The 24,929-nt window shown below is 59.7% G+C and carries 26 protein-coding genes and 1 pseudogene; 16 read left to right on the forward strand and 11 right to left on the reverse strand.

The window, feature by feature from the left end:
• Positions 1-23 precede the first annotated feature (23 nt).
• The 4 genes and pseudogenes from PR018_RS23940 (at position 24) to PR018_RS23960 (ending at position 2,932) form a co-directional block, all read left to right on the forward strand.
• Positions 24-335: a hypothetical protein gene (locus PR018_RS23940; RefSeq protein ID WP_142831296.1), complete on the forward strand. Its 312-nt coding sequence runs from the start codon at positions 24-26 to the stop codon at positions 333-335.
• A gap of 559 nt (positions 336-894) precedes the next feature.
• On the forward strand, positions 895-1,092 hold the full coding sequence (locus PR018_RS23945) for a hypothetical protein (RefSeq protein ID WP_143123240.1): 198 nt from the start codon (positions 895-897) through the stop codon (positions 1,090-1,092).
• Positions 1,093-1,224: 132 nt separating this feature from the next.
• Positions 1,225-1,776: pseudogene (locus PR018_RS23950) on the forward strand (transposase).
• A 409-nt stretch (positions 1,777-2,185) separates the two neighbouring features.
• Positions 2,186-2,932: a GGDEF domain-containing protein gene (locus PR018_RS23960; RefSeq protein ID WP_142831297.1), complete on the forward strand. Its 747-nt coding sequence runs from the start codon at positions 2,186-2,188 to the stop codon at positions 2,930-2,932.
• An 83-nt stretch (positions 2,933-3,015) separates the two neighbouring features.
• Here the strand turns inward: PR018_RS23960 and PR018_RS23965 are convergent, their stop codons facing one another.
• Positions 3,016-3,258 carry a hypothetical protein gene (locus PR018_RS23965; protein WP_142831298.1) on the reverse strand — a complete coding sequence of 81 codons (243 nt, stop codon included), beginning with the start codon at positions 3,256-3,258 and terminating at the stop codon, positions 3,016-3,018.
• A 125-nt stretch (positions 3,259-3,383) separates the two neighbouring features.
• On the opposite strand from PR018_RS23965, the gene PR018_RS23970 reads away from it, so the two are divergent.
• Positions 3,384-3,620, forward strand: coding sequence for a DUF2934 domain-containing protein (locus tag PR018_RS23970; protein WP_142831299.1), 237 nt, complete (start codon positions 3,384-3,386; stop codon positions 3,618-3,620).
• Between the two features lie 64 nt (positions 3,621-3,684).
• Here the strand turns inward: PR018_RS23970 and PR018_RS23975 are convergent, their stop codons facing one another.
• Complete coding sequence (locus PR018_RS23975; protein WP_142831300.1) at positions 3,685-3,930, reverse strand: hypothetical protein; 246 nt, start codon at positions 3,928-3,930, stop codon at positions 3,685-3,687.
• 243 nt (positions 3,931-4,173) lie between these two features.
• Here PR018_RS23975 and PR018_RS23980 point away from each other — a divergent pair, with 243 nt between their 5' ends.
• On the forward strand, positions 4,174-4,701 hold the full coding sequence (locus PR018_RS23980) for a GNAT family N-acetyltransferase (protein WP_341798994.1): 528 nt from the start codon (positions 4,174-4,176) through the stop codon (positions 4,699-4,701).
• Positions 4,702-4,735: 34 nt separating this feature from the next.
• Here the strand turns inward: PR018_RS23980 and PR018_RS23985 are convergent, their stop codons facing one another.
• The 5 genes from PR018_RS23985 to PR018_RS24005 all read right to left on the reverse strand — a co-directional run bounded on the left by PR018_RS23985 (position 4,736) and on the right by PR018_RS24005 (position 11,652).
• Entirely contained in the window at positions 4,736-5,170 is a 435-nt protein-coding gene (locus PR018_RS23985) for a hypothetical protein (RefSeq protein WP_142831302.1), read from the reverse strand.
• A gap of 41 nt (positions 5,171-5,211) precedes the next feature.
• Positions 5,212-6,282, reverse strand: coding sequence for an alpha/beta hydrolase (locus tag PR018_RS23990; protein ID WP_244615468.1), 1,071 nt, complete (start codon positions 6,280-6,282; stop codon positions 5,212-5,214).
• A gap of 149 nt (positions 6,283-6,431) precedes the next feature.
• The gene (locus tag PR018_RS23995; protein WP_142831304.1) at positions 6,432-9,503 is read right to left on the reverse strand and encodes an efflux RND transporter permease subunit; all 3,072 of its coding nucleotides are present in this window, start codon (positions 9,501-9,503) and stop codon (positions 6,432-6,434) included.
• The gene (locus tag PR018_RS24000; RefSeq protein WP_142831305.1) at positions 9,500-10,579 is read right to left on the reverse strand and encodes an efflux RND transporter periplasmic adaptor subunit; all 1,080 of its coding nucleotides are present in this window, start codon (positions 10,577-10,579) and stop codon (positions 9,500-9,502) included. Before PR018_RS24000 ends, PR018_RS23995 begins: the two co-directional genes overlap by 4 nt.
• Positions 10,576-11,652, reverse strand: a complete 1,077-nt coding sequence (locus PR018_RS24005; protein WP_142831306.1) for an efflux RND transporter periplasmic adaptor subunit — start codon at positions 11,650-11,652, stop codon at positions 10,576-10,578. Before PR018_RS24005 ends, PR018_RS24000 begins: the two co-directional genes overlap by 4 nt.
• A 107-nt stretch (positions 11,653-11,759) precedes the next feature.
• Between PR018_RS24005 and PR018_RS24010 the strand changes: the two genes are divergently transcribed.
• From PR018_RS24010 to PR018_RS24030, 5 genes are all read left to right on the forward strand, one after another.
• Positions 11,760-12,380, forward strand: coding sequence for a TetR/AcrR family transcriptional regulator (locus PR018_RS24010; RefSeq protein WP_142831343.1), 621 nt, complete (start codon positions 11,760-11,762; stop codon positions 12,378-12,380).
• A gap of 121 nt (positions 12,381-12,501) precedes the next feature.
• On the forward strand, positions 12,502-13,908 hold the full coding sequence (locus PR018_RS24015) for an efflux transporter outer membrane subunit (protein ID WP_142831307.1): 1,407 nt from the start codon (positions 12,502-12,504) through the stop codon (positions 13,906-13,908).
• A 25-nt stretch (positions 13,909-13,933) separates the two neighbouring features.
• Positions 13,934-14,404, forward strand: coding sequence for a hypothetical protein (locus tag PR018_RS24020; protein WP_142831308.1), 471 nt, complete (start codon positions 13,934-13,936; stop codon positions 14,402-14,404).
• A 20-nt stretch (positions 14,405-14,424) separates the two neighbouring features.
• Positions 14,425-14,781, forward strand: a complete 357-nt coding sequence (locus tag PR018_RS24025) for a hypothetical protein (RefSeq protein WP_142831309.1) — start codon at positions 14,425-14,427, stop codon at positions 14,779-14,781.
• Positions 14,782-14,801: 20 nt separating this feature from the next.
• Entirely contained in the window at positions 14,802-14,990 is a 189-nt protein-coding gene (locus PR018_RS24030; RefSeq protein ID WP_142831310.1) for a hypothetical protein, read from the forward strand.
• A gap of 70 nt (positions 14,991-15,060) precedes the next feature.
• Here PR018_RS24030 and PR018_RS24035 read toward each other — a convergent pair whose 3' ends face one another.
• From PR018_RS24035 to PR018_RS24050, 4 genes are all read right to left on the reverse strand, one after another.
• Positions 15,061-16,188 (reverse strand): AMP-binding enzyme, encoded by a 1,128-nt coding sequence (locus PR018_RS24035; protein ID WP_161990989.1) that lies wholly within the window; start codon positions 16,186-16,188, stop codon positions 15,061-15,063.
• 98 nt (positions 16,189-16,286) lie between these two features.
• Positions 16,287-17,597, reverse strand: coding sequence for a sensor domain-containing diguanylate cyclase (locus PR018_RS24040; protein WP_142831312.1), 1,311 nt, complete (start codon positions 17,595-17,597; stop codon positions 16,287-16,289).
• Positions 17,598-17,609: 12 nt separating this feature from the next.
• Complete coding sequence (locus PR018_RS24045) at positions 17,610-17,969, reverse strand: PAS domain-containing protein (RefSeq protein ID WP_202617198.1); 360 nt, start codon at positions 17,967-17,969, stop codon at positions 17,610-17,612.
• Positions 17,970-18,194: 225 nt separating this feature from the next.
• Entirely contained in the window at positions 18,195-19,889 is a 1,695-nt protein-coding gene (locus PR018_RS24050; RefSeq protein ID WP_244615470.1) for a putative bifunctional diguanylate cyclase/phosphodiesterase, read from the reverse strand.
• Positions 19,890-20,248: 359 nt separating this feature from the next.
• On the opposite strand from PR018_RS24050, the gene PR018_RS24055 reads away from it, so the two are divergent.
• The 5 genes from PR018_RS24055 (at position 20,249) to PR018_RS24075 (ending at position 24,926) form a co-directional block, all read left to right on the forward strand.
• On the forward strand, positions 20,249-20,488 hold the full coding sequence (locus PR018_RS24055) for a hypothetical protein (RefSeq protein WP_142831314.1): 240 nt from the start codon (positions 20,249-20,251) through the stop codon (positions 20,486-20,488).
• Positions 20,489-20,730: 242 nt separating this feature from the next.
• Positions 20,731-21,462, forward strand: coding sequence for a FadR/GntR family transcriptional regulator (locus tag PR018_RS24060; protein WP_142831315.1), 732 nt, complete (start codon positions 20,731-20,733; stop codon positions 21,460-21,462).
• A gap of 69 nt (positions 21,463-21,531) precedes the next feature.
• Positions 21,532-23,040, forward strand: a complete 1,509-nt coding sequence (locus PR018_RS24065; protein WP_142831316.1) for an ABC transporter substrate-binding protein — start codon at positions 21,532-21,534, stop codon at positions 23,038-23,040.
• Between the two features lie 57 nt (positions 23,041-23,097).
• Positions 23,098-24,045, forward strand: coding sequence for an ABC transporter permease (locus tag PR018_RS24070; RefSeq protein ID WP_142831317.1), 948 nt, complete (start codon positions 23,098-23,100; stop codon positions 24,043-24,045).
• Positions 24,042-24,926, forward strand: coding sequence for an ABC transporter permease (locus tag PR018_RS24075; RefSeq protein WP_142831318.1), 885 nt, complete (start codon positions 24,042-24,044; stop codon positions 24,924-24,926). The genes PR018_RS24070 and PR018_RS24075 overlap by 4 nt, the downstream gene beginning before the upstream one ends.
• Positions 24,927-24,929 lie beyond the last annotated feature (3 nt).

Below are 24,929 nucleotides of genomic sequence, written 5' to 3' on the forward strand. Positions count from 1 at the left end.
GTCACGACAAGGGAAGCGAAAACTTGCATACTCTGGAGGACAAGGCGGCGGAGCTTGACGAGTACAGGCTGCCTAAGGATTCCAAGCTGCCGTTCAATCCCTTGCATCCGGTTCACACGGTCCAGAAGCACGGTGTCAGCCGACGGTTCCTCGAAGACAGCGTTTGCAAGGGCGGCGACGGCAGCCTCGTGCTCTTGCCTCTCAACGCGCCGAGCCAGCGTTCGGGCGAGGACCGGCAGCGGGCAGACCCGCTATCGGCGGCTGACGCCTGGAACTTGGGATACATGAAGGCAGCCTCCCGCGACCTGAAATTTAGCTCCACGTCGCCTGCATAGCAGGCCGGACTACGTCGTGGGATCGACGCGGGTTCTGGTTACCTCGGCCAGGAATGCTACCAGACCTTCGATCCTGGGTTCGGTATCGACATCTGACTTCCAGACGGGGCGCCTCAGACAGGTGATCGCCTTCTCATGCCGAGGGTGACGCTGAGCATGAAGATGGAAACGTTCTTGAATCTCAGATTCGTCGACACAAACACCTCATTCGCTTCAGATCGATGCCGGAGAGGTGACACGCACTGAACCGAAGGAGGATGATCCACCTGAAAGGCCGTGTTGAATTTTCTTATCACCAGGACAGAAATCGGGCACGATCGCTGTTTGGATGGCGCCCATAGTGCTAGCCGACCCGAAAGCTCGGTGTTTTGGCTACCTCTATGGCCGGGCTTGTTTTTGTATTTAAGCCGGAACCCATCAGACCTTCGCCCGTTGGGCTTAGCGCGTTCTAGGCGTTGAGCCGAGCGCGATGCACTCGCCGAACGACCTTCATCACTCTACCACGTGCCGAGCGTTCGCTCGACAAGGCGGAAATTCCATCATTGCGGAGCAGATTCAGATGTCCGAAGAACGAGACCTAGAAATTGCAAAAGAATACAGATCGCGAGGCGGCGTAGGCCGATTAATGGAAGATGGTGAAACAATAAGCAGAGACGAGGGCTTGGACCCACCGGAAGCAGACCAATATTGGGAGGAATTTATCAATCCCCGCGTGGATGCGGGGGATCACCATGGCATTTTCCAGCACTTGCGCTGACGGGCGTCGCTGAGGCGCGAACCCACACCCACATTCGTAGCGATCGTGTCCCCCACCGTGGTGTCGCTGACGAGGCGCCAGTGTGTTCCGTTAGGGTCGGGTTGCTTAGAGCCAACCTGAAGGATACCACTGATGGGCCTGCGGGGCGTGAAGCTGGCCGTCTCCGATGCGCACGAGGGTATCAAGGCAGCCGCGTCGAAGGTGCTCTCCGCCACTTGGCAGAGGTGCCGTCTTCCACTTCGTGCGTAACGCCCTGGCCAATGCCGGAAAGAGCGGACGGCGTGTCGTGTCCGCCTTCATCGCAACGGCCCTTGCCCATGACACTCCCGAAGCTGCAAGCACCAGTGGCGCAATGTCGCCGACCAGATCAGGTCGAAGGTGTCGAAAATGTCCAATATCATCGATAGCGCTGAGCATGACGTGCTCGCCTACATGACCTTTCCCAGACAGCATTGGGCAAAGCTTCATTCGACAAACCCGATCGAGCGCCTCAATGGTGAGATCAAACGGCGCACTGAGGTCGTCGGCATCTTCCCCAACACGATGCCATCGTCAGATTGGTCGGTGCCCTTACTGCTTGAGCAAAATGACGAGTGGGTCGTTCAGCGATCCCGATACATGACACTTGAGACCATCGCCACAATGAGCGATGATCCGCTCATTAGCCTGCCAGACGCAAGCTGATCCATTCCCGGCTCTGTCCGGAAGGCACGGCGACAGCCGGAGCTACACCACAACATGGGACACGATGTTCGTAGTGGCACGTCGCAGCTGTTTGCTGCGTTGGACGTTGCCACTAGCGCTGTGATTGGCCAGTGTTACAAACACCACCGAGCGAGCAAACTCCTCGACTTTCTGAATGCGGATTAATGCTGACGGATAGAAGGGATGCCGACTGTTCCCATTGCTTCTGATGTTTAAAAAAACTCTGGTGCTGCGGTCGCTCGATAATCCCTCTGACGCACGCAGCCACACCGTTATGGCGGGCATAGCTCAACGTCGGCCTGCAAATTTGCTTAATGAATTAAAGCTATGATGCATATATCCTTGCCGAATAAATGCCGCCTTGCCGAAATTGTACTAGGACTTCTGAATGAAACTGGACTGGACGCCAACCGGCTGGACGCGGGTCATCGCTGGCACGATCTCCATCACACTGGCGTGCGTAGGCATTTCAGTGTTCGTTGACTCGTTCAATTTCGTGAACTTGACGGACGAGGCAATAAACCGCTCGCTTGTCGTGGATATCCTTCTGCCCGTATGCTTGGCTGGCCCATTGCTTTTTCTCTTGTTGAGGAAAGTTCAGCAACTCGCAATCTCCCACCGCGAACTGACCATCACAGCATCGACAGACAGCTTAACAGCGGTCCTAAACCGAGGCGCATTCACTCTTCTGGTCGAAAGCTATCTGGCAAGAGCCGAGGAGCAGGTTACGCTGCGTTCCGGTTCACTCCTCTTGATAGACGCCGACCATTTCAAAGCTATCAACGATACTTTCGGGCATCAAAAGGGCGACGAAGCTCTGAAGATCATCTCGCAGAGCATTAAGCTTTGCCTCGGACCAGCGGACCTTGTCGGCAGGGTTGGCGGCGAGGAGTTCGGCGTTTTTCTGCCAGGTGCGGCGGTGACGGAGGCATCCAAGATCGCCGAGCGTATTCGGTCGACAATCCGAAACGCCCAGTTTCCCGCCGGAAACGACACAAACCCGCTTTCGGTGAGCGTCGGAGGCGTCACCTTCCAACGCCCCGCTTCGTACGACGAACTGTTTTCCATTGCGGACCAACACTTGTACCTCGCCAAGGCTAGCGGCCGAAACCGGGTCAATATTGTAACCGGGTGAATACCAGTGTGCGCAATCGAACGCATCGCTGCCTCCGTCCGGTCCGGGCAACTTGGCGAATGCAAGCGCCCCAAACCCAGCCGTTAACCCCTGAACTTACCTTCGTTCATGTCGGCGGGGTCATAGTTCAGCTCCCAGTCTTTCTTCCGCTCCTTGCCATCGGGTGCCTTGTTGACCGTGGCGTCGTCCGAGCCCGTGAGGACACGCGGCTTGGCACTTGCGACACCATTGTTGTCGCTTGATTTGATGAGCTTGCGGTATTGGCCGGCGGCGTCTTCTTGGACATCGGCAGCCTTGGCTTTGCTTGGGTTGTCCGGGTTGGCCATCTCTTACCTCCATCGTGTCCACAGCAATTACACAGCTCCAACCTGTGTTCTGCCCAATGGTTCCCCAGTCCTCCGGGAACTGAAACCACAGTTGCTGGTTGATTCTGGCCAAGGAGGAGGAGAGGATGAATATCGACAGGGACGGATGGATCAGCAAACGCGCTTACGCCCTCTGGGAGGAGGCCGGCAGACCGAAAGGCAGGGATCACGAAACGTGGTGCAAGGCTGTTGCGGAATACGAAATGATGATGAAAACGCGGGCATCAGTTGACGGAGCAGAGATTCTGCAGTTTCGCGCGCGCGCCAGGACCGGACATTCGGGAACCCGGTTCAGATCGCAGCTGGGTGCAACCGGACGATAATGCGACGTCCCAGCCGCATGCTCGTTCCGAGCCCCCATTCACTGGGGGCTTGCGTCTGTCAACGTCAGTGCATCATAAAGCTCGGCTCATTGTCCTTTCGGACCATGTCGGAGTAGAGAAGCGAGCGGATACGTTCGAGCTCTCGCACCTTGATGCGTTCCTTGTGCAAGACATCAGCCGTGACATCGCGCCAGCCGCTGCTGTCCTCCCCCGTCATCACCCGTCCCCCCGCGTCAAGGAATTCGCAAAATTTCGCTGCCGACACGATGCGGCCTGACAGTTCGGCATAATGATTTGCACGGCGGCTCATGGAGACCTCGATGCTGTTGGAAACGCGCTGGCGTCCCGGTGATCACTTCCTATAATGCCCTATGGTATCCATGGGACTTAGCCAAAACTTTGTTCATCATCAATTAAGGTTAATTTTAACGGGCAGCGCATTCTACCCCGTACGCGACAAGGAATATGACTGATGGAACTGAAGCCGCCGCTGCCGCCTGGCTACTCGACCGTATCGCCTGGCCAGATTGCAAGCGTCGTCACGTGTCTGGAGATGCGCCAGCGCCCGGAAATCAGCGTCCCGGAGCAAGACGGCATGTCATTTCAGCGCTGGAAATCGCCGTCCCTCGGCGAATATCGTGCACTATACCGAGCGGTCGGCGAAAACTGGCTGTGGGTATCGCGTCTCGAGATGCCGGACGACGAACTCACCGCAACCCTCGCGGATCGCGATGTCGAGACCTACTATCTCGAAGCCGGTTCGCAGAAGATCGGCTTCCTTGAACTCGACTTTCGCGAAGCGGGCCAGTGCGAAATCGTCTATTGCGGGCTTGTGGCCAGCGCTATCGGCCGAGGTGGCGGACGATACCTGATGGCCAGTGCGCTGAACGCCGCCTGGTCGAGGGACATCGATCGCCTATGGTTGCATACCTGCCACTTCGATCATCCATCAGCTTACGCATTTTACTGTAGGTCTGGTTTTAAGCCGTTTCAATTTATGGTCGAAATCATCGCCGATCCGCGGCTTTCAGGCTCGATACCGAAAACTGCCGCTCCGCATGTCGCGCTGCTTGAAGCATAGGCGGTCTCGCAATCGCGTTTTCGGATTTGCGGCCCTAGAAAGCATCCAGCTCCTTGCGACACGCGACAGCGAACTCTTCGAGGACGTTCATATGACCGCTGCGAGCAAGAAGACGGAGCTCTGACAGGCTCCGGTTCGGCGTCATGTACTCGCCGACGATGGCGTCCATGACCCGCTCGCCGGCGTCGGTGACAGCCTTTGACGCCACCAGGTGCATGCGGGCGAGGATCGCATAGATCATGACGATATCGCCTATATCGTCCTTCTCGTGACTGAGAGCATCACCATATAATCTGGCAGCCTCCGACAGGAACCCTTCGAAAAGCGCTTCACGACGGGTGCGATTGGCCTCGCGCCGTTTCTCTTTCACCTGTGACGACAGGGTGATCCAGGACGTGGTGAATGACGTGACAGAACCCACCAATGCACCAGCCAGGCCGAAAAAGGCCGAAACATAAGCAGCGTCCACAAGGACCTCCTATTCAAATGAGGTGCCCGCCCGCAGCGACGTTACCGCGGCGTCACGACGCTCGAGGCCAGTTTGAACGGGCTCGATACCGCAAAGCCTGCCGCGTCGAAGACGAATGCGCCAACCCGCGCAGCCGATGGCTTTCTGTCCAGCATTTCAAGCTGCCGACCGAACCGGGCAAGCGATGCAAACCTGTCATGTCCCACGCCGTCGGTGGCCTTCAGGGAGCTCAGGTCGACAACCCGGATGTGGTTCTTGACGGCCTCCTGCTGAATAATCGGATCGCTGATATCCAGCCGTCCGATCCGCGGTCGCTCAGCACCCAGAAGGCTGGATACCTCAAGGGCGCGGTCGTCCTTGGAGATCAGCAGGGTGAGCGGAGAAGGCAGTTTGCCGATCTCCTTCATCTGCGACTTGAAGACGTCGAGGTCGATGTCGGGCGAGGCAAGCACCACCTGCAACTTGGCGATGACGTCCTCACGATGCTCGAGCCTCAATTGGCGCACAACCTCCATGACGAGAAAGCCGCCCATGCTGTGGCCGAAAAGAACGATGCGCTTGACTTTGTCTGCCGATGAAAGGGCTTTGACGACAGTTTCAAGATCATGCCGGGAATAGAGCACAGCGTCCTTGTCAGCCACATATCCGACGACCGATGCCTGCGACGGCCAAGAAAACATGATGGGACTGTCGAGCCCTGAATCGGTAATCATTTGTGCTTCCCGATAAAGCGCTTCCTGGAAAGAATTATTGTAGCCATGAACATAGACTTCGACGCTTCCGTCGCTGCCGACGGAACGAGCCGCAGCGGCGGTGAAATCGCCCTCGGACAGGTCTTGACGTTTCGTCACCACGAATTGCTTTTGCGGATCCGGGCGATCCGTGGGGTACTCGATCGCCGAGACCTTATGGGCTGGCGGCACCGACATCTCATAGCTCTGATAGGCGACGGTCTCGGACCAGTTGACCCCGTAACCCTTTGAAGGCCCGAGCGCGTTGCGGTTTGTCGCAGTCAAGAGAACGATGCGTTTTTGCGGGAGGTTGGTCAGCCGTGCTGGGTCGAGAACGGCGGCGGATGGCCGGGACGCACAGCCGGAAAGGCCTATAGCCATTACGACCGTCAATTGCACCGCGCGGCGGTACGATCTGTCTGGAAACATCATGGAGGCACGGCCCTTGTTGGCGCGACACCGCTCTCGACGGCATCATTCGTGAGATAGGTGAGCGCCGACGAAAACACCGGCGCTCGCAGCAAAGTCGGTTATCCGGCGGCGGGCTCGTGCCTGGCCGGCTCTTCTTCCCGACGGATGCGGAACCAGGCCACATAGAGTGCCGGCAGGAACAGCAGCGTCAGGACGGTGCCGACGACGATGCCGCCCATCATGGCGTAAGCCATCGGTCCCCAGAAGATCTCGCGGGAGATCGGGATGAGAGCTAGGGTGGCCGCCGCCGCCGTCAACATGATCGGCCGCATACGATGTTCGGTCGCCTCGATGACGGCAAACCATGGAGGCCGCCCCTCGCTTCTGAGGTGCTCGATCTGCACCACCAGGATGACTGAGTTGCGGATAAGGATGCCGATCAGCGCCAGGATGCCAAGGATCGCCACGAAGCCCATGGGCGAGTTGCTGATGAGCAGTGCCGATGCCACGCCGATCAATGCGGTCGGAGCGACAGCAAACACCAGGAAAAGCCGGCTGAAGCTCTGCAACTGGAGCATCAGGATAGTCGCCATGGCAAACAGCATGAGCGGTCCAACGGCAACGATCGGCCCTTGCGATTTTGCGCTCTGCTCGACGGCGCCGCCATCGACGATGCTGTAGCCGGGAGGGAGCGTCTTGCGGAATTCGTCGACCTTCCCCTTCAGATCCTGGACGATGGTCGCAGGTTGCGTCGGACCGACCACCGCTGCCTTGATGATGATTGTCGGCACACGGTCGCGCCTCCATATCTCCGGCTGTTCCAGCTCATAGTGGAAGTTGGCAACCGCCGACAGTGGAACGGAGTTGCCGCTGGTACCGGGGAGCTGAAGATTTTTCAACGTCTCGATCGAGCCGCGATCAGCACCCTGAGCCCTGCCGATGACGTCGATCAGGTAGATATCGTCCCTGATCTGCGTGGCCGAAGACCCCTGCACGACGCTGTTCAGCGCAGTGGCGATATCGGCGGATGTCACGCCCAACTGGCGGGCCTTGTCCTGGAGAACGTCAACCTTCACCACGCGCGAGGGTTCGTTCCAGTCAAAGGTCATGTTGCTCAGCAGCGGGTGGTTGCCGACGATGCTGGCAAACCGTTGGGTGATGTCGCGCAGCTGCTGGATGTCCGGGCCGCTGACACGATACTGGACAGGCTTTCCGACGGGAGGCCCGATGTCGAGCAGCTTGACGAATGCGTCGGTGCCTGGGAACGTCTTGTTCAGATAGGCCTGCAGCTTGGTGCGCACCTGGTCGCGCACCTCGACGCTCTTGGTCACGATCACCATCTGGCCGAACGACACGTCGGGGGTCTGGACGTCAAAGGACAGGATGAAGCGCGGTGCGCCCTGGCCGACGTAGCTGGTCCAGTGCGAGATATCGGTGTTGCCGACAAGCGCTTCCTTCTCGAACTGCGCCATCTGCCTGTTGGTCTCGGAGATCGAGCTGTTATGCGGCAGGTTCCAGTCGACGACGAGTTCCGGGCGGTCTGACGACGGAAAGAATTGCTGCTGCACGATGCCCATGCCGCCGACGGAGAGTGCAAAGGCAATCACGGTCAGGCCGATGGTGATCCAGCGGAAGCGCATGGCGAGCCGCAGCAACCAGGAAAACGTGCGTGCGACGCGACCTTTGTTGTCGTGGTGGGACTTCAAGGTCTTTGGCAGGAATGTGACGCCGAGGAGCGGCGTGAACACCACGGCGACGATCCAGGAGACCACCAGGGAAACTGCAATGACGACAAACAGGGTGAAGGTGAATTCGCCGGCAGCACTGCTGTTCAAGCCCACCGGAATGAATCCGGACACAGTCACCAATGTCCCGGTCAGCATCGGGAAAGCCGTCGAAGTGTAGACATAGGTCGCGGCCGTCTTCAGGTCGTCGCCCTCCTCGAGGCGGGCAACCATCATTTCCACCGCGATCATCGCATCGTCCACCAGCAATCCGAGGGCGATGATCAGCGCGCCGAGCGAAATTCGCTGCAGCGAGATGCCGCTGTAGGACATGACGAGGAAGGTGATCGCCAGCACCAGAGGGATCGAGATCGCCACCACCAGGCCCGCGCGGGCGCCAAGGCTGATGAAGCTGATGGCAAGAACGATGACGATGGCTTCAAACAGCGCACGTGTGAAGCCCGATACCGCTTCGTCGACGACTGCCGGCTGATCGGAAACGCGTGCCACGTCCACGCCGATTGGCAAGTCGGCGATGATGGCATCCATCTTCTGATCGAGACCCTTGCCGAACTCCAGGAGGTTGGAGCCGGCGCGCATGCCGATCGAGAGGCCGATTGCCGGCTGTCCGTTGTAGCGGAACAGGGCCGAGGGTGGGTCGACATAGCCGCGCTTGATCGTGGCAACGTCCGAGAGTGGGAAGAAGCGGTTGTTGACACGAAGATTGATGGATTTCAGGCTTTCTTCAGACGTGAACTGGCCACCGACGCGCAACGCGATCCGCTCCGGCCCGGCATCAACGAAGCCGGACTGGGTGACAGCGTTCTGGTTGGAAAGCGTATCGATGATTGACTGGCGATCGATCCCCAATGCTGCGATCTTGCGGGTCGAGAACTCCAGGTAGACGACTTCGTCCTGCGCCCCGATGACATCGACCTTTCCGACGTTCGGGACGGTCAGGATCCTGGAGCGGGCGGTCTCGACGAGATCGCGCAGCTGCCTCTGGGTCAGGCCGTCGCCCATGAAGGCGTACATGTTGCCGTAAACGTCGCCAAATGTATCGTTGAAGGTCGGTCCCGTGACACCGGAAGGGAAATCGCCCTTGATGTCGGCGATCATGTTGCGAACCTTGACCCAGATCCCCGCAACATCTTTGGCCTTGGTGGTATCGAGCAGATCCACGAAGACGGTGCTTTGCCCGGCTGTGGTCTCGCTACGCGTGACGTCGAGCGCATCCAGTTCTTCGAGTTTCTTCTCGATGCGGTCGGTGACCTGCCGGCTCATCTCGTCGGCCGATGCACCCGGCCACTGGGCCTGGATGATCATCGTCTTGATCGTGAAGTTCGGATCTTCCTCGCGGCCGAGATTGATGTAAGAAAACACACCGGCGATCACGAAGACGATCATGAAATACCAGACGAGCGAACGGTGCTCGAGCGCCCAGTCGGAAAGATTGAATTTTTTCACGGATTTTCACCTTGATCGATCCGGACAGCCTGGCCGTCGCTCAGTTTATGAACTCCGGCGACGACAACGCGTGCGCCAGGATTGATGCCGCCCGTGACCTTCACGGAGCCGCCGTCGACGACAGGTCCGTCAAGCGTCACCGGATGAAGGGAGACCTTGGCCGCAGCCGTATCGACGAGCCAGACATTCGGCTTGTCGTCTTTCAGCAGAATGGCCGAGGACGGCAGCACGATGAACGGCTGGGAAGGAATGGTCGCCGACGCCGTGATCACCGAGCCGATGCGAAATGCGTCGGGCGGGTCGATGAGCGTGATTTTCGTTCGGCTTGTGCGGGTCAGCGACTCGGCCTCTGGGGCGACCTCGCGGATCACGCCTTTGGCGACCACGGTCGGATCGAGCTGCAGCGCCACTTGGAACGGGGCTCCCACGGTGAGCTTGCCGAAGCTTGCTTCCGGGATATCGATCACCGCATCGCGCTGGTCGGGGCGAGCGATCGTCACGACGCTCGATCCGGCGGAAACCACCTGGCCGACTTCGGCCGAGGTTGCCGTCACGACGCCATCGAACTCGGCATGCAGCTTGGCGTAGCCGAGTTGTTCCTGCGCCTTGTCGAGACTGGCCTGCGATTTACCGACACCGGCAATGGCGCTCTTATAGGCCTGAACCGCCTCGTCGAGCGATTCCTGGCTTCCCGACTTGCTGGCCGCTAGAGCGCGCTGGCGCTCCTGGCTGGACGCGGCATTGGCAAGCGTTGCCTGGCTGTTTGCCAGATCGGACTGGGCGCTCCTGACCGCAAGTTCGAGCGAAATCGGATCGATCGCGGCGACGACATCACCCTTTTTGACGAGGTCGCCGACGCTGACGTTGCGGGCGATGACCCGGCCGAGCACGCGAAAGGCGAGCTGCGTCTCGATCCTGGCTTCCACCGTGCCCGGCAGCGAAAGCGTGGACGCCTCCGAGGACTTGGCGACGATGGAGAGCACCGGACGGATGGGCTCCTGGTGGGCTTCCTGCTTTTCGCAGGATGTCAGCATGGCCAGCCCGAGAATGGGTAAGACGTAATGACGGAAATTCATTGGGCGGCGCCTTTACCGTAGGAAACGACCTGGTCGGGACGCAGGAACTTGGTGCCATCGACGACGATGATGTCGCCGGGCGCGACGCCCTTGATGACGCCGAATTTCCCCGTTCCATAAGTGGAGACATCGACGGGACGGATGGAAACTTTCGAGGATGCGGGGTCGACCACCCAGACAGCCGTATGCCCGGCCTTGGAGGCCATTGCAGACCATGGAAGCTCGATCATCGGCTCGGCCTGTGAGCGGAACGTTCCTGCAACCGGTGCTCCCAGTGGCATCGTCGGAGCATTTTCGAGGCCAACCTTGACCTTGATGGTCCCCGTCGTGGAATCGATCGTCGGCGAGATCTCGCGTATCGATGCCTCGACATGGCGGGTCGGGTCGGAGAGCAGCGTGATGGTGACCTTGTCGACGGGCTTGTTCTTCAGGAAAAGCGACTCGTAGACGTTGAACACGGCATCGCGCGGCCCGTCATGGGCAAGCGTGAAGACCGCGGATGCTGCCTGGGCGACCTGACCAACTTCGGCATTCCTTGCGGTGATCACGCCATCGGAGTCAGCCCGCAACTCTGTATAGGAGAGAGCGTCCTGCGCTGTCTCGAGCGAGGCCTGGTCGGACTTGGTGGTCCCCTGTGCCGTCAGTAGCGTCTCCTGCGCCTGGTCGAGCGAGGCCTTGGTGGTCACCTGCGTCTTGAAGAGGTTGAGCTGGCGCTGGTAGGCGAGCTGAGCTTGCGTCTCTACGGCCTGCGCCGATTCAAGGGTGGCCTTTGCCACCGCCAGATCGGCCTTCTGCTCGGCGGGATCGATCCTTGCCAAAACCTGTCCAGCCTTGACGGCCGAACCGACGTCGACGAGCCGCTCGATAATCTGTCCGCTCACCCGGAACGAAAGGTCGCTCTGGACGCGTGCGTCTATCTCGCCGGTAATGGAATTGCTCGCAGCAATTGGCGCGGTTGAAGCGACGACCGTCTCCACCAGCTTCGGTTTGGCCTCGCTGCTCTGCTGTTTGTCGCAGGAGCACAGCACGGCGGCAGCCGAAGCCAGCAGCGCGATGCTAAAAACGCTTTTCATGAAGTGGCCTCTTGTTATCAGTCTCCGCTTGATATAATTGACTAACTCAACAGTCAATGGATTTTTGCGCCAAATTTCCACAGACAGTTAAGCAGAGAGACATACAAATGACTAATGAAGTAAAAATCACCCGTGCCGAGCAAAAAGCACGGCGGCCGAAGCAAATTCTCGATGCTGCTTTCGAAGAGTTTGTCGAGCGCGGCTATGTTGCGACGCGGGTTGAAGACATTGCGGAACGCGTCGGAGTTACGAAGGGGACGATATACGTCTATTTTGAAACGAAGGAGGAGTTGTTCTCAGCCATGATCAACCACATCTCCACGCCTTTTGAAGATATACTGACAAGCGGTAGGAAGCTCGAGGGAAACTGTGAAAATCGCCTGCGGACGCTGATCGAGATCCTCTACGACAATTTTCTCGGGAGCCGGCGGATGCGGGAACTCCTGCGCTTTGTGATTGCAGAAGGCACGCGCTTTCCCCACGTGATCGACGAGAATCACAGGCGGTTCATCGAACCGCTGATAAGCTTTGCCCAGTCCATCATCGATGAGGGCCAGCGCAACGGCGAGTTCAAGACCGGACCTGCCTCGACGGCCGAAGTCGTGATGTCTCCCATCATGCTGGCCATGGTTTTCAGGCTGATCTTCGACGATCGACGCGCATTCGACAGGGAGACCTCTCTCGCGGCGCATTTCGACATGATTTTCAACGGATTGCTGCCCCGCTAACCCAGACACCAGACGCACGGGCGAAAAATGGCAACACGCCCGGCCTTGTCGGAACGGGCCAAACTCTATACTCGAGAGTCGAACCGAACGGTTCGGTTCGATCAATTCGTGAGATAGCTTCATGATTTTTCCCCGCGCGGCCTCCCCCGCCATCCTCCTTCTCCTCGCCGGCTGCGTGAGCGGTCCTGATCACAAGCCGCCGGTGATGCCGCTGCCTCCTACTTTCTCGGAAGGGACCACGAAGGCCAACGAAGACATCGCCGGCCGCCAGTGGTGGTCGGCCTATCACGACAAGAAGCTCGAGAGCCTTGTCGCCACCGGCCTCGCCCAGAACGTATCGATCCTGTCGTCGATCGAGGCCACGGTCGCCGCCCAGGGCGACGTCACGGTTGCCGGTGCCGGCGCCCTTCCCAGCCTTTCGGCCGATGGGTCGAACACCACCAGCGGCGAAAAAGGCAAGCTACGCACCCAGCTGGCCACCACGAACTCGACTGCCGGCGACCTGACGGCATCCTGGTTGCTCGATCTTTTCGGCCAGTATCGCCGCGCCCGCGAAGGGGCACTCGACTCGCTCGACGCCGCCTACGCCACGGTCGACGTCACGCGGCTGACCTATCTCCAGGATCTGGTGACAAGCTATATCAATGCCCGCTATTATCAGGCGCGCATTTCCATCGCTGCCGATAGTCTCGCCTCCCGCCGCAAGACGCTGGAGCTGACAAAGTTCCAGATGGTTGCGGGAGCGGCCTCGCGCCTGGACGTGGTACAGGCCGAAGGTCTCGTCAATTCGACGCTTTCCGAAGCGCCGGGCCTCGAAATCAGCTACCGACAGCAGGTCCATCACATCGCGACATTGCTGAACATGCCCCCGGCAACCGTCATTGCCGACATGCGCAGTGGGGGCAGGCAACCTGTCTTCCGCGGCAATGTCGCCACCGGCGTTCCCGCCGACCTCATCCGCAACCGCCCGGACATCCGTAAGGCAGAACGGGACCTCGCAGCAGCGACGGCCCAGATCGGCGTCGCCGAAGCCAAGCTCTATCCGAGCATCTCGCTCAGCGGCTCGATTTCGCCCTCCTATGTCACATCCAGCGGATCGCATGGCAGCCTGACCTCATGGTCGTTCGGGCCGACGCTCAATCTTCCGATCCTCGACGGCGGTTCGCTACGCGCCAATGTCAAGATCGCCGAATCCAACGCTCGAGCCGACTATTTGACATGGAAGTCCACCGTGCTGACCGCCGTCGAAGACGTGGAGAATGCACTTTCGGCTGTTCGTCGCGATGCACAGACGATCTCCGCCCTGCGTGCCCAGGTCAATTCCTACCAGGAGGCCCTGCAACTCTCGACCGATAGCTATAAGGACGGCGCGTCGTCTCTGTTGAACGTCATCGACGCCCAGCTTTCGCTTGCGACCGCAAAGGAAAGCCTGGCTGCCGCAATCCAGCAGAGCGCCACCGATTACGTGTCTTTGAACGTTGCAATCGGCGCGGGATATGCGGGTACCGACAAGGGCCCGCGGACATAGACGACCGCTTTTGCAGGAGCCAACCATGACTGAACTGGACCAAGGAACCGTGCTTGACGTCGCCATCGGCCTTGACCGGATAACCGCGTTGGTTGCCGGCGTTGTCTGCGACACCATCCCGTCGGCCTTCTCGGACGACAAATTCACATTTGTCGAACTCAGCGTGCTCCGCCATCTCGTCATCTCTGGCCCCACGACCTTTGATGCGCTGAAGAGAACGGCGTCGGTCACGGACGAGTTGTTGACGGAAGTCATGTGGTCGCTGTGCGACGGCGGCAGCATTGCCGATGAGAACGGCCGGCTTTCGCTCACCGAAAAGGGCGCTGAAAACCTGCGGCATCTGCAGGCCTCCACCACCAGCGCCTATGTCGATGCCCTCCAGGATGTCCCGCCCGATATCTTGAAGGGCTTGGCGAAATCGCTCGGCGAAGTGCTGAGGCATGTCCCTCCCCACCCGACGGCCAACGCCTCTGCCAGCGACAGACCCGGCTGTTAAGACCTGCAAAGGACCAACCGATGGCAATGACCAAGTGCGGTCTGCGGCGCAACAACGGGGCAGCGCCGCGTAACCGCAAGCGCAGTTCGGCGCGGATCCTGTTGAGCACCGTGATTGTCGCTGCCGTGGCCGGCGCTGTCTTGTTCCCGGCACCGATGTTGCTTGACGTCCTCAAGAAAGCTGCGGCACTGACGGATGTTCTCTTGACGAAAGTGATGTGGTCGCTATGGGTCGGCGGCAGCATAGCCTCAGGCGACCACAGCTCTTTCGTCAGTGATAAAGGCATCGATGAACGCCCCTTATTGCGGGTATCCGTCGAAGCGCTCAGCGGGCGCAATCAGCCGCTGGCAAGCAGCCCCGTTATCATCAGCATCTAAATTCTGGAAAGGACGACCCCATGGACACCGGCAAGGGCGCAAAGCCCGAAAACGATAGGCGAAAATCGAAATGGTTGGTTGCGGGCACCTTGATGGTGGCATCAGCCGCCATCGGATGGTGGCTCGCAGGACCGACATCGGACGACAACAATGCCTCGCAGATCCTCGCCACCGCTGCATCAGGCACGCACGCCGCGACCAATCCGTGAATTCGTCACGGGATTGCTGCGAGAGTCTCTACCGGGCACGAGAGAAGCATCTTCCTCTCAGCCACCGGCCCTAGTTGCGCCAGTCCGCCGCCTTGCCGAATTCATTAACGGGCAGCGTGGCGCCGAACGTCCAGATGCGTGGGCATTCCACTTCTGAAAGCCGCTGCCTGCACCACGTCTCGAGATCGGATGAAAGTTCCTCTTCGGCACAGCTCGAAACGGGGACGACGAACGCCTTCAGGCGAGCGCCGGCCGGCATCTGCGCGACGCGCACCGACGCCGCCTGTACCTTGGGATGCTGCTCCAGCACGGCCGCGATACGCTGCGGCCAGACATTTATTCCACCGATCTGAACGGCGCCATCGCGCCTGCTGCCGACGGTAAACGCCCGGTCGGTTATCCTCTCGATGGTGTCGGGAACATCATGGACCGCTCCGTCCAAACCGCGCAGCCTCACGCCCGCAGCGACTTCCCCGCGGTCATTTTCGAAACTCCAGTGCGGCATCAAGGTGTATCGGTCGGATGGATGCCGGCGCCAGCCGATCCCCGCCGTCTCGCTCGATCCGTAGAGTTCGGTCATGCCGCCAAGCCCGCGATCGATCAGGGACGTCATCAGCGGAGCGGGGCATGGCGCGGTAGACACGACACCTTCGACGTCGGCGACCCAGGTGGAGACAGTGCGATCGATTGCCGCCCACCTGTCTGGGAAGGAGACGACAAGGTCTCCCGGCAACAGCCCGTTGTTCAGAAATCGTGGAGATGAGGTCGCGCCGGAGATGACATCCACAGAAAGCCGGTCGGCGAGGAAGGCAGTCAGCAGGCAACCGTAGATGTGATGTGCCGGTGCAAGCGCAATGATGCGGCGGCGCGAGGTGAAAAGGCCGGCAAAAAATCCAGCCTCCCCGTTCAGCACAGCAGCGCCATGCACGCATCTCTTCGGCAGGCCTGTCGAGCCCGACGTCAGGAAGGTCATCTTCGAAACACCGTCCGCCCAGGCGGCCTCGATAGCATCGAGCCAATCGCCGAACGTGTCCATTGCGGTCGGATCGAGATCCTGCTCGCCTTCGTAGAGGTGAAACATCTCGTTGATGGCAGACCCGACCATCATCATTTCCAGCGAATCCAAGCCAAGGCCTGCGTTGTCGTCGCGCCCCATGGACAGGTCCTCGGACCATGACCCCGCAGTGGAGGCTCTCACGCTGCGGGCTCCGCTTGACCGGTTTCTCGCGCTCTTCACCTCCGCCTCGATCAGGCTTTGCAGAACGCGGGCAGTCGCAGCGCGGCTGAGCATGAGGATCAGGCCAACACGGTTTTCATAGGTGCGGATTCCGTCCGGTTGCGGCCCGCGCGCTTGGCCCTGTAGAGCGCTCCGTCGGCAGCGGCAAGCAGTGCTGCCGCACTTCCGACTGACAAGGGACCGGCTGCACAGCCGAAGCTTGCCGTAACCTTCAGCAGCGAATCTCCGACACTCACGGGCACGGAGGCAATGGCGATCCGGACGCGCTCGGCGATTTCGACCGATTCCTCCAGAGACGTGTCGGGCAGGAGGATTGTGAATTCCTCGCCGCCGATGCGCGCAAACGTGTCGCCGGGCCGCATCATTGTCTGGCATGCGTTGGCCACCGAACGCAGCACATCGTCGCCGACGCTGTGGCCGTAGCTGTCGTTGATCAGCTTGAAGTGGTCTATGTCGAACATGAGGATGGCGAAGGATCGTCCGGAGCCGCGACTTAGCACATACTCTTTTTCGGCAGCTTCGAAGAACGCACCGCGGTTGTAGGCGCCGGTGAGGTGGTCGGTTCGCAACAGCCGCTTGAGTTCCAGCATATCCGTGTCACGCCGCTCCACCTTGCGCATGATGACGGTGTATCCCTGGATCGACGTGTCGCTGCCAGCCGTTTTGTCGGCGCATACGGCGATGAGGCTCTGGCACCAGTAACGCTCGCCGTCGCGTCGCAGGCCCCAGCCTTCGTCGATATGCCAGCCGTCCCTTCGTGCGTGTTCGAGGCGACGGTCCATATAGGCCCCCTGTCCGCCCGGCTGCGGCTCGACCAGATCGCCAATCGGCATCCCCTCCAACTCGAACGCGTCGAAGCCGGTCTGCTCCAGAAGGGTGGAATTTACCGCATCGATCACGCCATCCGTACCAAGCGATGCGACGCCGAAATCCTTGACACCCTCCAGCAGCGACCCGAACCACGTCTCGGCTTCCCTCAGCCGTCGCTCCTGGCGGACCTGAAGCGACACATCGGTCAGCGTCACCACGTAACGCTCGTCCTTCAGCTTGACGATGGTGCAGTTCAGGATGCGCTGCTCGTCGGGCTTGTCGGCGGCTATCGGCCCAGCGTAAATGCGGTGGTTATCGCAAATCGTTCCCCGCCTGCCGGCAAAATCCTGGATCAGCGAGCGCAATTCGGGAGCCGTGTTTTCAAACACCGTCAGCAAGTTTGTCATGATGCCGTCTGTCGCCAGCGGTATGACGAGTTTCATGGCAAGCGGGTTCATCAGGTTTATCGCGCCGTCGCGCGCCATGTCGACAAGGCCGACGGGACATGCGTAGACGAATTGCAGAAGCTTTTCGTATTCGATCTCTTGCGACTGTTCCATGACGGTGCCCGATCAGCGCAGTATCAGAATGTATCTCAGCGCCAAATCCGACCCTTTCAGCAGGCGAAGCCGAACAGGGGTGGGACGCATACGCAATGTCAGGACATAAGGAATGATGTCGTCGATCTGATCTTCGTCCTCGAACCGTTGCGCGACCAGAAAATTATTCATGCACTGGGCAATTTCATCGAAAAAGTCCGAACCCAGGACGGTTTCCCGACGAAGCCCGGCAAGAGATGATTCCGTCGCATTATAGCGTTCGACGATACCGTCTGCATTGAGGCCGACCACCCCGAATGCGAGGCTGTCGAACGTCGTGTCATCCATCTTTTCCAGAGCCAGCCCAGAAATACCTTCGAACGAAGCCGTCACCCTTGATCCCCACTCTGTCACATGGCCCCGTCGGAGCCAGCCCTGCAGAAATTAGCAGAACCTCCAAAGTGGTGGAATATCGTAAATTGACAAGAAGTGAAAACACAAACACTTAGCGGCCTCCGTGACGATCCGGGCGCCCTTAGGGATCGCGTCACAACCATGGCAGAAACACCGGCGCGGCGCCGCGCCATCCAAGGGTGCAATTGACATCAGGGACTTGCCTCAAGCCGACCGATAAGTGTCGCCGGTGGCAGCCAGACTCTTCTGCTGCGAATCATGCCAGCGTTCGAACTCGCGAGGCTTCAGCGGCTTTGCAAAGAGATAGCCCTGCGCCTCGTCGCAATGGATGCCGGCAAGAATGTCCCGGGCTTTCCTGGTTTCCACACCCTCGGCGACGACGCGGTAGCCGAGGTCGTGGCTGAGGGAAATCATCGATCGCACGAGGTTGCGCTCGCGCGTTCCGTCTTCCAGGTTTCTGATGAAGGACCGGTCGATCTTGACGACGGTTGCCGGCAGCAGCTGGAGATAGGACAAGCTGCTGTAGCCGGTGCCGAAATCATCGATGGAGAGACGGATGCCGGCCTCCGCCAGAGAGCGCAGCTTTTCCATTGCCTTTGCCGCGTCCTTCATGATCGAGCTTTCCGTCACCTCCAGCTCCAGCATCTCAACCGAAATTTCGTGGCGACGCAAAGCAAGACCGACCTGCTCGGCAAAGTCTTCCTCTTCCAGATTGGCTGCAGAGACGTTGACGGACAGCGGCATATGCAGGCCGGTGTCCTTCCAGGCCCTTGTCTGGCGAAGGGCGGCATCCAGAACCCAGGCTGTCATTTTCCGCACATGCGGCGAATGCTCGACGATCGCCACAAACTCGCCGGGCGAGACGGCGCCAAAGTCCGGGTGGCGCCAGCGCAACAGCACTTCGGCCGCCACGCAGCGACCACTTGCAAGATCTATGCGCGGCTGGAACACGACCGACAATTGATTGTCTGAATCGAGAGCCGTGCCGAAATCCTCCAGCAACCGGAAGGCGCGTTCGTGCTTGGCGTGGCTGGAGGCCGAAAAAAGGCTGACCCGGGCCTCGATGCTACGTGCATCCTGGGCGGCACTGTTCAATTGCTGCAAAAGTTCCGCCGGGATGATTTTTCTGGCGATAAACGGCGCAACACCCATCACCGGCGTCATCACGAACCTGAGGCTCAATCCAGCTTCGATCTGCGCCAGCATAACGCCAAGTCTGGCAAGATATTTTTGTTTTCGGACCGCTTTCGGAGCGATGAAAGCGAATTGCGTCGATGACACGTGATAGGTGGTTCTTGCGTGGCCGAGGGACAACCGGATGATCCGTCCGGCCTCCCGAATGCAGGTGTCTACATGGGCCGGACCCATCACCCGCGCGAGCGTATCGATCTGCGCGCTATCGGCAAGATCGACCAGAACGGCAAAACGTTGAAGCCCGCTGGCATCGTCCAGTACGAGGTCGGAAAGGTCGTCGAAGAACTGCACCCGGTTTGGCAGACCGCTGATCGGGTCGATCCGGCCGATGGAATGCTGCAGTTCGATTTGCGACATTACCATCGCGGCGAGGTCCCGCAAGCCCGAAAGCTCTTCCTCCGTCGCGGTGCGCGGCTCCGTTCCAAGGACGCAGAGGGCGCCGAGGCCGTGCCCCTCGCGCGTTATCAAAGGGGCGCCGGCATAGAAGCGAATGCCGCTTTTGCCAAGAACGCTTTCCCGGTAGCAACTGTCCCCTGCCATATCCGGAATGACCAACAGGTCCTTGGATTCCGCCACTTGCGCGCACGGCGCGCGATCCCGAGGAATGGAGTCGTGATCGACGCCGACGCGGGATTTGAACCATTGCCGATCGACGTCTGTCAGTGACACGGCAGCGATCGGTAGATTGAAAATTTTGCTTGCCATTCGCGTTATGCGATCAAAATTTTCACTGGCTGGCGTATCGAGAAGCCCGAGATTGTATAGCGCCTCGAGGCGCTCTTGCTCTGTTGAGTTTGTCATGGGAAATCTGTTCAAGCTGACGCTCCAATGCGTCTGATCACAAGCTAACACCTGTCGATTATCGATTACAGAAGAAAGCATATCTTATTTTAACAATGTGCCAGATGAGGCGCTTCACCGGCAATTCCAAGCATTTCATCGCCTATTGGCCTTGCTCCGGCCTGTCGGCGCCGGAGCCGCCGTTCCCTCGATGTTCGATACAAACGCTTTTGCTTTGCCGACAAGGCTGCTAGAGGGCGGCGTTTTGAAGCAAGGAAAAGATTATGAAAATGCTGGTTCGCCTGATCCTCGTCATCGTCATCGCACTGGTCGCGACGGTCGGTTTTCGCTGGTATCGCTACGTCACCAACACCGACAGCCCCTATGATGAAGTCGGCATCACGCTCAATTCCTCCATGCCCGCCCCGATCAACGCCTGGGGCTGCGCGCGCCTGAAGACGACGTTTTCCAACAACCTGCCCCCATACGGCTGCGCCGCTGCCGACGGCAAGAGCTGGAAGTAGGCTCGGTCTTTTAAAACAAATAGTCATTTGCACCGTGCGCCCATCCAAGCGCGCTGCAGCATCTGCCGGGGCAGCCAATCCCGGCAGCACGCTTGAGCCGACCCGGCTCGGGCACATTTGCGGCCTAAGCGCTTAGCCCAATAATTATGCAATTTCATGGATGCACAAAAAAGCGCTTGACGCCTCGCTGCAACGTGGCTTGAATGGAACCAATCAAACATTGGTTCGCCTTGAGCTGGAATATGACCGTGAGCAACCTGCCGGAAAATTCGACCTATGCTCTGGAACGGCTGAGAGGCCTGCTGCACTCGGGCGAGCTCGATGCAGACGGCAAGCTGCCCACCGAGCGGGCGCTGTCGGAACAGTTCGACGTCAGCCGTCGCGCCCTGCGCAGGGCTCTCGAGGTGCTGGAGGCAGAGGGTTTGATCTGGCGCAAGCAGGGATCCGGCACCTATGCCGGACCGCGCCCCGATGGCTGGAGCGAGCACGTCGGCTCGATCGTCGCCAGCACCGATATTACGGAAATCATGGAAGTCCGCTTGCGGATCGAACCGCAATTGGCCCAGCTTGCCGCGATCCGCGCCAAGGACATTTCGATCAGGCGCATGTACGAACTGGCGCAAAAGATCTACCGCAGCGACGATGCGGACGGTCGGGAATTGTGGGACGGCGCCCTGCACCGGCTGATCGCCCAGAGCGCCGGTAACCAGTTCTTCCTGACGATTTTCGACTTTATCAATCACGTTCGCCAGGACGAAGCGTGGCAAACCATTCGCGAATTGGCCCGCAGCAACAGCCGCACGCGGGAGCGGACCCACGATCAGCATCGGGCCATCATCGACGCGATCGCGGCACGCGACCCGATGGGCGCCGCCGAAGCGATGCGACAGCACCTTTTGCTGCTGCAGGAAAGCCTGATCCGCGTCACCTCCTTCGACGCCCAACTGCCGGCACTGCGGCAAGAGGATGCCTGAGGCAGCATTGAGAATACCACAGATGGATCCGGCCTTGACCGGACCGCGCCATAAACAGGGGAAACAAAAATGAAAATCGCCAAATTTCTATCGCTCCTCTCCATCGGCACCCTCTGCGCCCTGCCGGCGCTCGGTGCCGAGCTAAAAATCGGGCTGCAGGACGACGCCGATGTGCTCGACCCCGCCCAATCCCGTACCTTCGTCGGCCGCATCGTCTATACGGCCTTGTGCGACAAGCTGGTCGATGTGACGCCGAAGCTCGAGTTCGTTCCGCAGCTGGCGACAGCCTGGAAGTGGTCGGCTGATGGCAAGGAGCTGACGATGACGCTACGCCAGGGCGTCAAGTTCCACGACGGCACACCCTTCAACGCCCAGGCTGTCGTAGACGATATCCAGCGCAACAAGACGATGCCGGAATCGCGACGTAAGAGCGAACTCTCCTCCGTCACCAACATCGAGGCAACCAGCGAATACGAGGTGAAGTTCACGCTGAAAGCGCCGGATGTGACACTGCTTGCCCAGCTCTCCGACCGCGCCGGCATGATGGTGTCGCCCACAGCCGCCAAGGCCGCCGGTGCAAAATTCGGAGATCATCCCGTCTGCTCCGGCCCGTTCAAGTTCGTCGAGCGGGTGCAACAGGACCGCATCGTGCTTGAGAAGTTCCAGGACTACTGGAACAAGGACAATATCTTCATCGACAAGATTACCTATCTTCCGATCCCGGACACGACAGTGCGCCTCGCCAATCTGCGCTCGGGCGATCTCGACATGATCGAGCGCGTTTCAGCCACCGATGTGGCGACGGTCAAGGGCGACCCCAAGCTCGCCTATGCCGACGCCGTCGGCACGGGCTGGCTCGGCATCTACGCCAACATCGGCAACGGTCCGCGCGCCAAGAACCCGATGGGTGAGGACAAGCGGTTGCGCCAGGCATTCTCGCTTGCCATCGACCGGGAGGCGGCAATGCAGATCGTCTTCGACGGCACGGCGCTGGCCGGAAACCAGCCGTTTTCGCCCAATAGCCCCTGGTTCGACAAGGATATCCCGGTGCCCGCCCGCGATGTGGACAAGGCCAAAGCCCTGATCAAGGCGGCCGGCTTTGAGCGCGTGCCCGTAGAAATCGCCGTCACCAACGATCCCGTCACCCTGCAGATGATGCAGATCATCCAGTCGATGGTCGCCGAAGCCGGCTTCGACGTAACGCTGAAGCCGACGGAATTCGCCACCCTGCTCGATGCCCAGACGGCCGGAAACTATCAGCTCAGCCGCTCCGACTGGTCGGGACGGGCCGATCCGGATGGTAACATCCAGCAGTTCGTTACCACCGGCGCCGGACTGAACGATTCCAAGTACAGCAACCCCGAGGTCGACAAGCTGCTGGTCGAAGCTCGCCAGTCGCAAGACGCCGCAGTCCGCAAGCAAAAATACAATGCGGCGCTCGCCATCCTCAACGATGAATTGCCGATCATCTATCTCGGCCATTCCGCCTGGATCTGGGCCTACAACAAGGCCGTCACCGGCTTTGTCCCCTCGCCTGATGGCATGATCCGCATGGTCGGCGTCAAGAAGAGCGGCTAATCGAGCCAGCCGCGCGGGGAACTCTCGCGCGGCCGATGCAAAAGGTTGGGATCGGCCATGTACACCTACATCGGAAAGAGACTGCTCGTCGCCATACCGACGCTCATCATCATCTCGATCTTCGTCTTTTCGCTGCAGAAGCTTTTGCCCGGCGATCCCGTCCTTGCCATGGCGGGCGAAGAGCGGGACCCGCAGGTCATAGAATTCCTGCGTGAGAAATACCGGCTGAACGATCCCGTCGTCTATCAATACGGGTACTGGCTGGGCGCGGTGCTCAAGGGCGACCTTGGCATCTCGCTGCGCACCAACCAGCCCGTCCTCACCCTGGTCGCCCAGAAACTGCCGGTGACCTTGCAGCTGGCCATCATGTCGATGATTTTTGCCGTCGTCATCGGCATTCCGATGGGCATCCTCGCGGCCGTCAAGCGCAACACGATCATCGACTTTTTCGCCAACATCGTCGCGTTGTGCGGCCTGTCGATCCCGAATTTCTGGCTCGGCATCATGTTGATCCTGCTGATTTCGGTAAAGCTCGGCTGGCTGCCGGCCTCCGGCTACCAGCCCTTCTTCGACGATCCGCTGCAATCGATCAAGACGATGCTGATGCCCGCCTTCGTGCTGGGCAATGCGCTGGCGGCAACCCTGATGCGCCACACACGATCCTCCATGCTGAGCGTGCTCAGCGCCGATTACATCCGAACGGCGCGCGCCAAGGGTCTCAAGGAATCTGCCGTGGTATTGCAGCATACGTTTCGCAATGCGCTGCTGCCGATCATCACCGTCAGTGCCCTGCTGTTCGGCGAACTGCTGGCGGGCGCGGTGCTGACCGAGCAGATCTTCACCATTCCCGGCTTCGGCAAGCTGATCGTCGATGCCGTCTTCAACCGCGACTATGCGGTCGTCCAGGGCGTGGTGCTCTGCACCGCCGTGGGCTTCATTTTCATGAACCTCGTTGCCGACGTGTTTTCCGTCCTTCTCAATCCGAGACTAAGGGCCGCCCTATGAGCACGATCAACCCCGTCGCTTCCATCCCGGTTTCAACCGCCAGCCCGCGCTCGACCAACCGCGCATGGCGCAAGCTCAAAGCCAACAAGGGCGCGCTCATTGGGCTTGTCATCATCCTGTTCTTTGTCGTCATGGCGATTGCAGCACCCCTCCTGCCCATCCCCAATCCTATCGCCACCAGCTGGTCTTCCATCCGCAAGGCACCCTCAGCGGCCCATTGGCTGGGCACCGACGACATCGGTCGCGACATCCTTTCGCGCATGATCTGGGGCGCGCGGGCGTCGCTGATGGCCGGCATCTTCTCGGTGGCCATCGCAGTCGTCATCGGCGTGCCGCTCGGCCTTATCTCCGGCTATTTCGGCGGCTGGATCGACATGATCATCTCGCGTGTGACGGAAGCGTTTCTCGCCATGCCTTTCCTGATCATGGCCATCGCGCTTGCCGCCTTCCTCGGACCAAGCCTCACCAACGCCATGATTGCCATCGGCCTCTCCGCCATGCCCGTCTTCATCCGCCTGACGCGCGGCCAGGTGATGGCCGTCAAGACCGAGGAATATGTCGAAGGCGCCCGCTCGATCGGTCTTCGTCACTTCAGCATCATCACCCGCTACATCCTGCCCAACGTGCTCGCCCCGATCCTCGTACAGGCCACCCTAACCATCGCGACGGCAATCATTGCCGAGGCGAGCCTCTCATTCCTCGGCCTCGGCCAGCAGCCGCCGGCACCGAGCTGGGGCTCCATGCTCAACGTCGCCAAGAACTTTCTCGGCCAGGCGCCGTGGATGGCCATGTGGCCTGGAGCGGCGATCTTCCTCGTCGTTATCGGTTTCAATCTTCTCGGCGACGGACTTCGCGATGCCCTCGACCCGCGCGATGCCTGATAA

This window comes from Rhizobium rhododendri, assembly GCF_007000325.2.
In the GTDB taxonomy this organism is placed as follows: domain Bacteria; phylum Pseudomonadota; class Alphaproteobacteria; order Rhizobiales; family Rhizobiaceae; genus Rhizobium; species Rhizobium rhododendri.